The organism is Streptomyces albidochromogenes (assembly GCF_005981925.1).
Taxonomy (GTDB): domain Bacteria; phylum Actinomycetota; class Actinomycetes; order Streptomycetales; family Streptomycetaceae; genus Streptomyces; species Streptomyces albidochromogenes.
In genome coordinates this window covers 1-11,727 of record NZ_VBVX01000215.1, presented here as the reverse complement: position 1 = coordinate 11,727, position 11,727 = coordinate 1, and the positions used below count along the sequence as shown (strand labels likewise).

Sequence of the window (11,727 nt, the reverse complement as noted above, 5' to 3'; positions counted from 1 at the left end):
GGACGGCGCGTATGAGGTGGTGTCCGGCATTGCGTTCTCCATTGCACTAGTGCATAGTTTGATTTGTGCTAGGGCGAGAGTATCGGATCAGTGGGCGGCGTGCGTCGGAGATTGCCGCGAGTGTGGAGCGAGCGGTGGGGTCCGGGGAGCTGGAGCCCGGTCAACTTCTGCCGCCCATGCGTGAGTTGGCGGCGGACTTGGGGGTCAATCCGAATACGGTCGCGGCGGCGTACCGGACGCTGCGCGAGCGGGGGGTCATCGAGACCTCGGGCCGCCGGGGCAGCCGGGTGCGCCCCCGGCCGGCCAGTACGGCGCGGGACTCGATCAGGGTCGACGTACCGCCCGGCGTGCGGGACCTGAGCCAGGGGAATCCCGACCCCGCGCTGCTGCCGCCGCTGCACGACGCGTTCGCGGCCGCGGTGCGGTGCAACGCGGAGCGGCCCGTGCTGTACGGGCAGGATCCCCTCGATCCGGAGTTCGCGCGGCTCGCGCGGGCCGCCTTCGACGCGGACGGGGTGCCGGGCGGGCCCCTGGCCGTCACGTCCGGGTCGCTGGACGCGATCGAGCGCGTACTGGCGGCGCACCTGAAACCGGGCGACGCGGTGGCGGTCGAGGACCCGGGGTGGAGCAGCCTGCTCGACCTCGTCCCGGCGCTCGGACTGACGGCCGTACCGGTCGGGCTCGACGACAAGGGGCCGCTGCCCGGTGACGTCGAGCGGGCGCTGCGCGGCGGAGCCCGGGCGCTCGTGATCACCGACCGGGCGCAGAACCCCACCGGTGCGGCGGTGAGCGTCGCGCGGGCCCAGGAACTGCGGGGCGTCCTGATGATGTTCCCGGGCGTCCTGCTCATCGAGGACGACCACGGGCACGCCATCGTCGATCTCCCGGTGCGGCCGCTCGGAGGAGTGACTGACCACTGGGTGTTCGTGCGGTCCGTCGCCAAGGGGTATGGGCCCGATCTGCGGCTCGCGATGATGACCGGCGACGCGGTCACGGTGGACCGGGTCGTGGGGCGCCAGCGGCTCGGCCCCGGCTGGGTCAGCCGGCTGGTGCAGCGGGCGGTCGTCGAGCTGTGGGAGGCGGGCGCCGTGGACGTACGGGCCGTCTCGCGCGAGTACGGTCGCCGGCGCGACGCGCTGATACGGGCCCTGGAGGAGCGGGGGGTCGAGGCGCACGGGCGCAGCGGGCTGAACGTATGGGTGCCGGTGGCGGACGAGACCGGCGTGGTGGCGCGGCTGCTGCACGCGGGATGGGCTGTCGCGCCGGGGGCGCGGTTCCGGATGGCCGCGCCCCCGGGCGTGCGGCTGACGGTGGCGGCGATGACGCCGGCCGATGTGGGCCCGCTCGCCGACGCCGTCGCCGCCGCGGCCGGGCCGCCGTCGGGCGGCCGGCGTCATGGGTGACGGGACCGGCCGGGCCGGGCATCGCACGGACCCGACGGGCATGGGTCCGACCCCGGCGCCGGCTCAGGGGCTGGTCGGGGCCGCGGTCCGGCGCCGGGGTCGGCTCTGGGTCAGGGCCGCCCCGGCCAGCACGATGAGCGCGCCCACGGGGGTGTTCCAGCTCAGGTGCTCGCCGAGCAGGGTGACGCCCGCGACCGTGGCGATCACCGGAACGAAGTAGGTGACCATCTGGGCGGTCGTCGGGCCCACCTCTGCCACCAGGTCGTACTGGAGCAGCATCGCGAAGCCCGTACCGAGCGCGCCGAGCGCCAGCACCGCGAGCAGGGGGACGACGGGGAACGAGGTCGGCACGCTCGTGAACAGGGGGGTCACCACGGCGAGCTGGACCGTGCCGAGCAGGAGCTGGGCGCCGGTCATGGAGAGCGCCGAGTTGCCGGTGCCGGCCAGCGTGCGGCGCAGATAGATCCAGCCCACTGGGTAGCTGAGCGAGGCCAGCAGCGCCATCGCCGTACCGCCGAAGTCGAGGCCCGAGAAGCCCTGCCAGGCGCCGAGCACGGTCAGTACGCCGATGAAGCCCATGCCCAGCCCCGCGACGCGGCGGCGGGTCGGGCGGTCCTCGGAGAAGGCCACCAGGGAGAGCGCCATGCCCCACAGCGGCGAGGTGGCGTTGCAGATGCCGGCCAGCGTGGAGGGGATCGTCAGCTCGGAGTAGGCGAAGAGCGAGAACGGCAGGGCGTTGAGGAAGAACGCGGCGACGGCGAGATGGCCCCACGTCCGGGCGCCGCGCGGCAGCCCGACCCGCTTCACGGCCATCGCGGCGGCGAGCACGGCCGTACCGAAGAGCAGTCGCCCCAGGGTCACTTGGAACGGTGCGTACGCCTGTGTGCCGACCTTGATGAACAGGAAGCTGAAACCCCAGATGAGCGCGAGCACCCCGAAGCGGATGCGCCAGTCGAGAGCCGGGCGCCGGTCGGGCGTGGCAGCGCCGTCGAGCGGCTTGTCGTCGAGCGGCTCGTCGCCGAGCGGGGCAGGGGCGGCGGGGGAGGCGGAGGCGAGGGGCAGCGCGGAGGCGGCGGGCTGTGCGGCGCGGCGGCGCAGGGCGACGAAGCTCATGGTTCGTACCCTCGCCCGCCATGACCTCTTAGCACAAGCGAGATTTCGTGGAGACGATCACTTAGTATCGCTTACATGTTGAATCTGGAGCGCCTGCGTACGCTCGACGCCCTCGCCCGGCACGGTTCCGTCAGCGGGGCGGCCGACGGCCTGCATGTGACGACCTCCGCCGTCTCTCAGCAGATGGCCAAGCTGGAGCGCGAGGTCGGTCAGCCCCTGCTCGCCAAGAACGGCCGCGGGGTGCGCCTCACCGACGCCGGCCGGCTGCTCGCCGATCACGCGGCGCGCATCCTCTCCCAGGTCGAGCTGGCGCAGTCCGACATCGAGGCGCAGCGCGGACGTGTCGTCGGCGACCTCACCGTCGTCGCCTTCCCCACCGCTGCCCGCGGGCTGCTGCCGGCCGCGCTCTCCGCGCTCCGCGTCGAGCACCCGCAACTGCGCGTGCAGATGCGGGAGATGGAGCCGGACGAGTCGGTACGCGGGGTCATGCGCGGCGACTACGACCTCGCCGTCGTGCTCGACTGGTACAACAGGCCGCTCTCCATGCCCGAGGGGCTCGCCAAGCAGGAGCTGCTGCACGACCCCGCCGACGTGGCGATGCACGTCGACCACCCGCTCGCCGACCGGGACGCCGTGGACCTGGAGGAGTTCGCCGACGACGACTGGGTCACCTGGGCCGAGGGCGAGTTCTGCCACGAGTGGCTGATGTTCACTCTGCGCGGCAAGGGGGTCGAGCCCCGGATCGCGCATGTCGCCGAGGAGCACGCCACCCAGCTCGCGCTGATCGCCGAGGGTCTGGGGGTGTGCGTGGCGCCCCGGCTGGGACGCGGCCCGGTGCCGGACCGGGTCCGCGTCGTACCGGTGCGGCACGCGATGCGGCGGCACGTGTACGCCGTCTGGCGTGCCGACGCCGACCGGAGGCCGTCGATCCGCGCGGCGGTCGACGCCCTGTGCGCGGCGGGGGAGGCAGTCGTCGGCTGAGTACCCGGCCCGCGCGCGCTCCGGGCTCAGACGGCGCCCAGCTTGCGGAAGTCCCAGGACGCCACCGCGTCCGGTGTGAGGCGCAGCCAGGCGTGCCGGCCGTCGTGCGGCATCCGCGGCATGCCGAAGTACTTCATCGGGAAGAGCCGCTCCGGTACGTCGAGTTCGGGGCAGGGCTCTCCCGTGCGCGGCGACTCGCCGACGAAGACGGCGGTGCCCGACAGTTCGATGCCGCGCAGTTCGCCGTACTCCACGCCGTCGTCGACGACCACCGCCAGCCGCGCGTCCTCGCGCAACTGCGCCCAGCGGCGGCTGCGTGTGATCGAGTACAGCCACAGCGACTCCCCGTCCCAGACGAACCACAGGGCGCCGACGTGCGGGCTGCCGTCCGCCGCGACGGTCGCCACCCGGCACGTGCGCTGTTCGGTGAGGAACGCGTCCCGCTCGGCGTCCGTCATCATGATGCGGCGGCCTCTGCGCTGTGTCGCGGTCATCGGCTTCCCTCCACGGCTCCTGACTGAGTGTCAGAAATCATGGGGTCTCTTCCCTCATCACGCAATGCCCGTTAGCCTCGCGCGCCCAGACCCGAGGGGGAGCCTTGCCGTCGTACGAACAGCTCGCGGAGCAGCTCGATCCGGCGACCACCGTGCTGCTCACCGTGGAATGCCAGCGGGGCGTCGTCGGCCCGGACAGCGCGCTTCCCGAACTCGCCGAGGAAGCGCGCTCCTCGGGCGCCCTCACGCGCGTCGCACGGCTGGTCGCCGCCGCCCACGAGGCCGGTGTCCAGGTGCTGCACGCGGTGGCGGAACGGCGTCCCGACGGGCGCGGCTCCAGCGCCAACGCGCGGCTGCTGCGCGCCGCGCGGCGGCTGCCCGTACAGCAGCTCTCGGGAACGGCCGCGGTGCGCGTCGCGGAACCGATCGACGTCGCGGACGAGGACCTCGTCGTACGGCGGCTGCACGGCCTTTCGCCGCTCTCGGGAACGGACGTCGACGCGCTCCTGCGCAACCTCGGCTGCCGCACCCTGATCGTCACGGGCGTGTCGGCCAATGTGGCGATCCCCAACGCCGTCTTCGACGCGGTCAATCTCGGCTACACCGCCGTCGTCCCCTCGGACGCCGTCGCGGGAGTGCCTTCCGAGTACACGCCCGCGATGATCCGCAACACGCTCGCCCTCGTCGCGACGATCACCACGACCGACGAGGTGCTGGCGTGCTGGAAGCACCCGCGACGGGCCGGTGGCGGGGGCGCGGTCACGCCAGGGTGATCGAGTCGCCCTCGACCTTGATGGCGGCGGCCGGCAGCGGCTGCTTCGCCGGTCCGCCCTTCACCGTGCCGTCCGTGGCGTCGAACATGCTCCCGTGGCAGGGGCAGTTGATCATTCCGTCGACGACGTCCTTGACCGCGCAGCCCTGGTGGGTGCACTTCGACGAGAACGCCTTGAACTGGCCCGCCGTGGGCTGGGTGACGACCACGCCCTGGTCGGCGAAGACCTTGCCGCCGCCCTCCGGGATGTCGGCGGTCTTCGCGAGCACCGCGCCGGCGCCGCCCGCCGGGGCCTCGCCGCCCGCGGGCTTCTCGGCAGCGGTGCCGGCCGGGCTGCCACTGTCCGAACCACCGCACGCCGTCAGCGCGGCGGCGACCCCGGCGGCGCCCACGGCGGCGACCACCGTACGGCGGCCGAACAGCCGCCCTGTCTCCTGAGACCCTGTCATGCCCGTCATGCTCGTACTCCCCTTCGGCGACCTGCTGTGCCGTGTTGTACGAGGCGCCGGGCACCGGTGTTCATCCGCCGAGGATTTTCTTGCTCGCCGGCACACGGGCGAACGGGCGAAGGACTCCACCGGGCATCCATGGCAGCCACCCAGGCGCGCGAATAACTGATCGAAAGCCCGTCAGGACGGCAGTAATCTGGGGAAATGCTCTCCGAAGTCACAGCGACCCGCTACGTCACGCCCCTGCGTGAGGGCGGCTCGCTCCCGGGGATCGTCGAGGCCGACGATCTCGGTACGTACGTCATGAAATTCACCGGCGCGGGACAGGGCCGCAAGACCCTGGTCGCCGAGGTGATCTGCGGCGAACTGGCCCGCGGGCTCGGGCTCCGCGTCCCCGAGCTGGTCACCATCGAGCTCGACCCGGTGATCGGCCTCGGCGAGCCGGACCAGGAGGTGCAGGAGCTGCTCAAGGCGAGCGGCGGCCTGAACCTGGGCATGGACTACCTCCCCGGCTCGATCGGCTTCGACCCGCTCGCGTACGAGGTGGACCCGGCCGAGGCGGGCCGCGTGGTGTGGTTCGACGCGCTGATCAACAACGTCGACCGCTCCTGGCGCAACCCCAACCTGCTCGTCTGGCACGGCGACCTGTGGCTGATCGACCACGGCGCCACCATGATCTGGCAGCACAACTGGCCGACCGCCGCGAGCGCGTCCGCCAAGCCGTACAACGCCTCGGACCACGTCCTCGCCCCCTTCGGCCCCGACATCGCGGCCGCGGCTGCCGATCTCGCGCCGCTGGTCACCGAGGAACTGCTGACCGAGGTCGCCGCGCGGGTCCCCGCCGAGTGGCTGGTCGACGAGCCCGGCTTCGAGAGCACCGACGCGCTGCGCCGCGCCTACGTCGAGGCGCTGCTCCCGCGCGCCGCGACGATCCACGAGCGGATCACGCTCGGCGCGCCGACGAAGGACAGGCCGTCGCAGGCCCCCGGCTGGCTGGCGGACCGCCTGACGCCGAAGACCCGGACGACCGGCGAGCACGACAAGGACGGCGGCGAGTGAGCACCCACCGGGATGTCTTCGAGTACGCGCTGGTGCGCGTCGTGCCGCGGGTGGAGCGCGGTGAGATGTTCAATGCGGGCGTGCTCGTCTACTGCCGCGCCAAGTCCTTCGTCGCCGCCAGGACGCACCTCGACGAGGCCAAGCTGAGGGCGCTGGACCCCGGCGCCGACGTGGCGGGCGTACGGGCCGCCCTGCGCGCCGTGGAGGGCGTCTGCGGCGGCGGTCAGGCGGCCGGTCAGGCGGCCGGCGACGACCCGGGGCGGCGCTTTCGCTGGCTGATCGCACCGCGCAGCACCGTCGTCCAGCCGGGGCCGGTGCACACCGGCCTCACGGCGGATCCGCAGGCCGAGGTCGAGCGTCTGCTGGACCTGCTGGTGCGGTGATCTCCGCTACTGATTCACCGGGTGGATCCTCGGGCCGTTGACACCGGGTGCCATGGCTTCTAGCGTCACGTCTGCTGAAGCTACTAAGCGGTTGCTCAGTGATCGGGAACTCACTCCCGGTGACCCGGCGGCCGCACCCAAGGGCGAGGAGAACCAGCATGTCCACCACCGAGCAGCGTGTCGCGATCGTGACCGGGGCGGCGCGCGGCATTGGCGCCGCCACCGCCGTCCGCCTGGCGGCCGAGGGCCGCGCCGTCGCCGTACTCGACCTCGACGAGGCCGCGTGCAAGGACACCGTCGAGAAGATCACCGCGGCGGGCGGCACCGCTCTGGCCGTCGGCTGCGACGTCTCCGACAGCGGCCAGGTCGAGGCCGCCGTGGCGCGCGTCGCCGCGGAGCTCGGTGCGCCGACGATCCTCGTGAACAACGCGGGCGTCCTGCGCGACAACCTGCTCTTCAAGATGAGCGAGTCCGACTGGGACACCGTGATGAACGTGCACCTCAAGGGCGCGTTCCTGATGGCCAAGGCGTGCCAGAAGCACATGGTCGACGCCAAGTTCGGCCGCATCGTCAGCCTCTCCAGCAGCTCGGCGCTCGGCAACCGCGGACAGGCGAACTACTCCGCCGTCAAGGCCGGCCTCCAGGGCTTCACCAAGACCCTCGCCAAGGAGCTCGGCAAGTTCGGCATCACGGCCAACGCCGTCGCCCCCGGCTTCATCGTCACGGAGATGACGGCCCAGACCGCCGCCCGCGTCGGCATGGGCTTCGAGGAGTTCCAGGCCGCGGCCGCCACCCAGATCCCCGTGCAGCGCGTCGGCACTCCGGACGACATCGCCAACGCCATCGCCTTCTTCACGGGCGAGGACGCCGGTTTTGTCTCCGGCCAGGTCATGTACGTCGCCGGCGGCCCGCTCAACTGACGCCGCACCACTCAAGAGGGACTGAGGGACATGGCTGCTGAGGCAGAGGTACGGGACAGCGGGAAGGTCGCGCTCATCACCGGCGCGAGCCGCGGAATCGGTTACGGCGTCGCGGAGGCGCTCGTCGCCCGCGGCGACCGCGTGTGCATCACCGGGCGCAACGAGGACGCGCTCAAGGAGGCCGTCGAGGCGCTCGGCGCGGACCGGGTGATCGGCGTCGCGGGCAAGGCCCACGACGAGGCGCACCAGGCGGCCGCCGTCGAGCGCACCATGGAGGCGTTCGGCCGCGTCGACTTCCTGATCAACAACGCCGGCACAAATCCGGTCTTCGGGCCGATCGCGGAGCTGGATCTCGCCGTCGCCCGCAAGACGTACGAGACCAATGTGATCTCCGCGCTCGGGTTCGCGCAGCAGACCTGGAAGGCGTGGCAGAAGGAGAACGGCGGGGCGATCGTGAACATCGCCTCGGTCGCCGGCATCTCCGCCTCGCCCTTCATCGGCGCGTACGGCATGAGCAAGGCGGCCATGGTCAACCTGACCCTCCAGCTGGCGCACGAGTTCGCGCCGGCGGTACGGGTCAACGCGATCGCGCCCGCCGTGGTGAAGACGAAGTTCGCCCAGGCGCTGTACGAGGGCCGCGAGGCCGAAGCCGCCGCGGCGTACCCGCTGGGACGGCTGGGCGTCCCCGAGGACATCGGGGGAGCGGCCGCTTTCCTCACCTCGGACCAGTCGGACTGGATCACGGGGCAGACATTGGTCGTGGACGGCGGTATCTTCCTGAACGCTGGCGTCGGCTGAGTCGCTTTACCCGTTTTTGCTGTGGATTATGCCCAAGCGCCCTGCCGGGACTGCCCGTTGACCCGTCGGGGCGCTGCGGTATGGTCTGCCGACCCATGGCTGATCGAGGAGCGTGCACGTGTTCAACCGGACCAGATGTCTGCAGTCCGCTGCAGCCCTTGCGTCCATATCCCTGCTGAGCGGATGCGGGATGCTGTCCAGTGATCAGTCCGACACCGAGCAGAAGCTCTCTGTCGGTACGACGAGCACGCCCAGCACCCTCGACCCGGCCGGTGCGTGGGACGGTTCCTGGGAGCTGTACAGAAACGTCTTCCAGACGTTGGTGAGCTACCCGACGGGCAGCACCACGCCCGAGCCCGACGCCGCCGAGGAGTGCGCCTTCACGGACAGCTCGAACAAGGTCTACACCTGCACCCTGCGTGAGGGGCTCACCTTCTCCGACGGGACGGCGCTGGACGCCAAGGCGGCCAAGCACTCGATCGACCGGATCCTCACGATCAACCAGAAGGGAGGTCCGAGCGGGCTGCTGACCAGCCTCGACGAGGTGGAGACGAGCGGCGACCGGAAGATCACCTTCCGCCTGAACAAGCCGGACGCCACCTTCCCGTTCGTGCTCGCGACGCCGGCGATGTCGATGGTGAGCCCGGCGGACTACCCGAAGGACGAGCTCCGTACGGGCAACCAGCTGACGGGTTCGGGGCCTTACACGCTCGCGTCGTACCAGCCGGACAAAATGGCTGAACTCGTGAAGAACCCGAAGTACGACGGGTTCGCCGACCTCAAGAACGACGCCGTCACGATCCACTACTACCAGGACTCCGCCGTGATGGTGGCTGCCCTGAAGAAGAAGGAGATCGACGCGACGTTCCGCGGTCTGACCGCCGAGCAGGTCATCGACCTCGAGGACCAGCCGAAGGAGAAGGAGCTCCAGGTCGTCGAGGCGACGGGAGCCGAGATCCGCTACCTGGTCTTCAACCCCAAGGACCCCAACGCGCGCAAGCCCGCCGTCCGCCGGGCGATCGCCCAGGTGGTCGACCGGGGCGCCCTCGTCGACAAGGTCTACAAGGGCACCGCCGAGCCGCTGTACTCGATGATCCCGAGCGGCGTCGCCGGCCACGCGACCAGCTTCTTCGACACGTACGGCGAGCCGAGCGTGCCGAAGGCGAAGAACATCCTCGCCGAGGCGGGCATCACCGAGCCGGTACCGCTGACCTTCTGGTACACGTCCGACCGGTACGGATCGTCCACCGCGCTGGAGTTCGCCGAGCTCAAGCGGCAGCTGGACGCGTCCGGGCTGTTCAAGATCACGCTCAAGCACCGCCCCTGGAACGCCTTCTACAAGGGCTACCAGAAGGGCGAGTACCCGGTCTTCGGCCGAGGCTGGTCTCCCGACTTCCCGGACCCGGACAACTTCGTCGCGCCCTTCGTCGGCGAGAACAACGCCGTCGGTACGCCGTACAACACCCCGGAGATCACGGCGAGCCTGCTGCCGAAGACGCGACAGGAGAGCGACCGCGCGGCGGTCGGCGACCAGTTCGGGCGGGCCCAGGAGATCCTGCTGGAGGACGTGCGTCTGCTGCCGCTGTGGCAGGGCAAGCTGTACGTCGCCGCCTCCGACGAGATCGCCGGTGCCGAACGGGCGCTGGACCCGCAGACGATCATGCAGGTCTGGCAGCTGCACAAGAAGACCAGCTGGTAGGAGCCGGTTGTCAGTGGCCGACGGTAGGTTCTTTGATGAAGAACTGATCGTTTACCGGAGGTTGTTGACGTGACCGACACCGACATGCTGCCCGAGTCCTGGCGCGGCGTCCTCGGGGACGAGCTGCAGAAGCCCTACTTCCAGCAGCTCACCGAATTCGTCGAGAAGGAGCGGGCCGACGGGCCGGTCTACCCGCCGCGTGAGGAGGTCTTCGCCGCCCTCGACGCGACACCGTACGACCGTGTGAAGGTCCTGGTCCTCGGCCAGGACCCCTACCACGGCGAGGGGCAGGGCCACGGGCTCTGCTTCTCGGTGCGGCCGGGCGTCAAGGTGCCTCCGTCCCTGCGGAACATCTACAAGGAGATGAACGCGGAGCTGGGCACCCCGATCCCGGACAACGGCTATCTGATGCCGTGGGCCGAGCAGGGTGTCCTGCTGCTCAACGCCGTACTGACGGTGCGGGCCGGCGAGGCGAACTCCCACAAGGGCAAGGGGTGGGAGACGTTCACGGACGCGGTGATCCGCGCCGTGGCCTCGCGGCCCGACCCGGCCGTCTTCGTGCTGTGGGGCAACTACGCGCAGAAGAAGCTCCCGCTGATCGACCAGGAGCGGCACGTGGTCGTGAAGGGCGCGCACCCCTCGCCGCTCTCGGCGAAGAAGTTCTTCGGGTCCCGCCCGTTCACGCAGATCAACGAGGCGGTCGCGGCGCAGGGGCACCAGCCCATCGACTGGACCGTCCCGAGCCTGGGCTGATCGGCCCGCTTCGGGCCCGAAGGCGTACGGGCCGGCCCGGCCCGTACGGCGGGGCCGGGCCGTCCTTCGCCGACGGCCCGCTCCGCCGCCCGGGCGCGGGCCGGGGCCCCGTGGGTCCACGTACGGTCACCGGCCTGGCGCAGCGCCGACGGGCGACCGCCCGAGCCTGAGCCCGATTGCCGGCGGCGCGGTCTAGCGTCGTGATCGTCGGTATTGGCATTCACGCGCAGGTGCGGCGGGCGAGGAGAAACGGCGATGGAGCAGCAGGAGGCGTCCGAGGACGTCACGATGACGCGGATCGGACAGGCGATCATGCTTCTCCACGCCGGCGACCGCGAGGAGGCGCGCAACCGCCTCGCGGAGCTGTGGGAGGAGATCGGCGAGGATGGTGACGCGTTCCACCGCTGCACGCTCGCGCACTACATGGCGGACGCGCAGGACGACGCCCACGACGAACTGGCGTGGGACCTGAGGGCGCTGGCGGCCGCCGACGGGCTGACCGACGCGCGGGTGGCCCGGCACGACTCCTCGGTCGCGGTGCGTGGTTTCTATCCCTCGCTGCATCTGAACCTCGCCGCCGACTACCTGAAACTGCACCGCCCGGACGCCGCCCGCACCCACCTGGGGCGGGCGCGGGCGGCGTCGGACGCGCTGGGCGACGACGGGTACGGGGACGGGGTGCGGGCGGCCATCGACCGCCTCGAGTGGAGGCTCACCGACGCGGGATGACCGCTCCGGCGTACGTCAATGCCCGTAGGTCTCGCGGCAGATCCGGGCCTGGGCGCTGTCGTGCTGCCAGCCCCCGTACCCCTCGCCCAGGGCGCACACGTCCGCGCCCCCGGCGGGCACGGGCAGGGAGGGCAGTACGCGCGGCACCGGTACGGCGGCCTCGGGGGGCCCGGG

The 11,727-nt window shown here is 71.3% G+C and carries 13 protein-coding genes; 10 read left to right on the top strand and 3 right to left on the bottom strand.

Translation table 11 applies throughout. The features are described from left to right. The first annotated feature begins 65 nt into the window (after positions 1 to 65). Complete coding sequence (locus E2E34_RS24085; RefSeq protein WP_138904013.1) at positions 66 to 1,403, top strand: aminotransferase class I/II-fold pyridoxal phosphate-dependent enzyme; 1,338 nt, start codon at positions 66 to 68, stop codon at positions 1,401 to 1,403. Positions 1,404 to 1,466: 63 nt separating this feature from the next. Here the strand turns inward: E2E34_RS24085 and E2E34_RS24080 are convergent, their stop codons facing one another. Beyond that, positions 1,467 to 2,516: a DMT family transporter gene (locus E2E34_RS24080; protein ID WP_138904012.1), complete on the bottom strand. Its 1,050-nt coding sequence runs from the start codon at positions 2,514 to 2,516 to the stop codon at positions 1,467 to 1,469. A 75-nt stretch (positions 2,517 to 2,591) separates the two neighbouring features. Between E2E34_RS24080 and E2E34_RS24075 the strand changes: the two genes are divergently transcribed. Then, positions 2,592 to 3,497: a LysR family transcriptional regulator gene (locus E2E34_RS24075; protein WP_138904011.1), complete on the top strand. Its 906-nt coding sequence runs from the start codon at positions 2,592 to 2,594 to the stop codon at positions 3,495 to 3,497. Between the two features lie 26 nt (positions 3,498 to 3,523). Here E2E34_RS24075 and E2E34_RS24070 read toward each other — a convergent pair whose 3' ends face one another. After that, positions 3,524 to 3,991 carry a pyridoxamine 5'-phosphate oxidase family protein gene (locus tag E2E34_RS24070; RefSeq protein ID WP_138904010.1) on the bottom strand — a complete coding sequence of 156 codons (468 nt, stop codon included), beginning with the start codon at positions 3,989 to 3,991 and terminating at the stop codon, positions 3,524 to 3,526. 104 nt (positions 3,992 to 4,095) lie between these two features. On the opposite strand from E2E34_RS24070, the gene E2E34_RS24065 reads away from it, so the two are divergent. Further along, the gene (locus tag E2E34_RS24065; protein WP_138904009.1) at positions 4,096 to 4,764 is read left to right on the top strand and encodes a cysteine hydrolase family protein; all 669 of its coding nucleotides are present in this window, start codon (positions 4,096 to 4,098) and stop codon (positions 4,762 to 4,764) included. Here E2E34_RS24065 and E2E34_RS24060 read toward each other — a convergent pair. Then, positions 4,751 to 5,212 carry a Rieske (2Fe-2S) protein gene (locus E2E34_RS24060; protein WP_138904008.1) on the bottom strand — a complete coding sequence of 154 codons (462 nt, stop codon included), beginning with the start codon at positions 5,210 to 5,212 and terminating at the stop codon, positions 4,751 to 4,753. The two genes, E2E34_RS24065 and E2E34_RS24060, sit on opposite strands and share 14 nt — an antisense overlap. A gap of 204 nt (positions 5,213 to 5,416) precedes the next feature. On the opposite strand from E2E34_RS24060, the gene E2E34_RS24055 reads away from it, so the two are divergent. The 7 genes from E2E34_RS24055 to E2E34_RS24025 all read left to right on the top strand — a co-directional run bounded on the left by E2E34_RS24055 (position 5,417) and on the right by E2E34_RS24025 (position 11,553). Continuing rightward, positions 5,417 to 6,271: a HipA family kinase gene (locus E2E34_RS24055; RefSeq protein WP_138904007.1), complete on the top strand. Its 855-nt coding sequence runs from the start codon at positions 5,417 to 5,419 to the stop codon at positions 6,269 to 6,271. After that, positions 6,268 to 6,654, top strand: coding sequence for a DUF3037 domain-containing protein (locus E2E34_RS24050; protein WP_138904006.1), 387 nt, complete (start codon positions 6,268 to 6,270; stop codon positions 6,652 to 6,654). The genes E2E34_RS24055 and E2E34_RS24050 overlap by 4 nt, the downstream gene beginning before the upstream one ends. A gap of 158 nt (positions 6,655 to 6,812) precedes the next feature. After that, positions 6,813 to 7,574 (top strand): 3-oxoacyl-ACP reductase FabG, encoded by a 762-nt coding sequence (gene fabG / locus E2E34_RS24045; protein ID WP_138904005.1) that lies wholly within the window; start codon positions 6,813 to 6,815, stop codon positions 7,572 to 7,574. A gap of 30 nt (positions 7,575 to 7,604) precedes the next feature. Further along, positions 7,605 to 8,372 (top strand): SDR family oxidoreductase, encoded by a 768-nt coding sequence (locus tag E2E34_RS24040; protein WP_138904004.1) that lies wholly within the window; start codon positions 7,605 to 7,607, stop codon positions 8,370 to 8,372. Positions 8,373 to 8,490: 118 nt separating this feature from the next. Continuing rightward, the gene (locus E2E34_RS24035) at positions 8,491 to 10,071 is read left to right on the top strand and encodes an ABC transporter substrate-binding protein (RefSeq protein WP_138904003.1); all 1,581 of its coding nucleotides are present in this window, start codon (positions 8,491 to 8,493) and stop codon (positions 10,069 to 10,071) included. Between the two features lie 69 nt (positions 10,072 to 10,140). Then, complete coding sequence (gene ung / locus E2E34_RS24030) at positions 10,141 to 10,824, top strand: uracil-DNA glycosylase (RefSeq protein ID WP_138904002.1); 684 nt, start codon at positions 10,141 to 10,143, stop codon at positions 10,822 to 10,824. Positions 10,825 to 11,079: 255 nt separating this feature from the next. Further along, positions 11,080 to 11,553 carry a hypothetical protein gene (locus E2E34_RS24025; RefSeq protein WP_138904001.1) on the top strand — a complete coding sequence of 158 codons (474 nt, stop codon included), beginning with the start codon at positions 11,080 to 11,082 and terminating at the stop codon, positions 11,551 to 11,553. Positions 11,554 to 11,727 lie beyond the last annotated feature (174 nt).

What these genes read in the sequence shown, in the direction of transcription:
- E2E34_RS24075 (WP_138904011.1), top strand. Translation starts at nt 2,592, where the DNA reads ATGTTGAATCTGGAGCGCCTGCGTACGCTCGACGCCCTCGCCCGGCAC.
- E2E34_RS24070 (WP_138904010.1), bottom strand. Translation starts at nt 3,991, where the DNA reads ATGACCGCGACACAGCGCAGAGGCCGCCGCATCATGATGACGGACGCC.
- fabG (WP_138904005.1), top strand. Translation starts at nt 6,813, where the DNA reads ATGTCCACCACCGAGCAGCGTGTCGCGATCGTGACCGGGGCGGCGCGC.
- E2E34_RS24080 (WP_138904012.1), bottom strand. Translation starts at nt 2,516, where the DNA reads ATGAGCTTCGTCGCCCTGCGCCGCCGCGCCGCACAGCCCGCCGCCTCC.
- E2E34_RS24025 (WP_138904001.1), top strand. Translation starts at nt 11,080, where the DNA reads ATGGAGCAGCAGGAGGCGTCCGAGGACGTCACGATGACGCGGATCGGA.
- E2E34_RS24055 (WP_138904007.1), top strand. Translation starts at nt 5,417, where the DNA reads ATGCTCTCCGAAGTCACAGCGACCCGCTACGTCACGCCCCTGCGTGAG.
- E2E34_RS24060 (WP_138904008.1), bottom strand. Translation starts at nt 5,212, where the DNA reads ATGACAGGGTCTCAGGAGACAGGGCGGCTGTTCGGCCGCCGTACGGTG.
- E2E34_RS24040 (WP_138904004.1), top strand. Translation starts at nt 7,605, where the DNA reads ATGGCTGCTGAGGCAGAGGTACGGGACAGCGGGAAGGTCGCGCTCATC.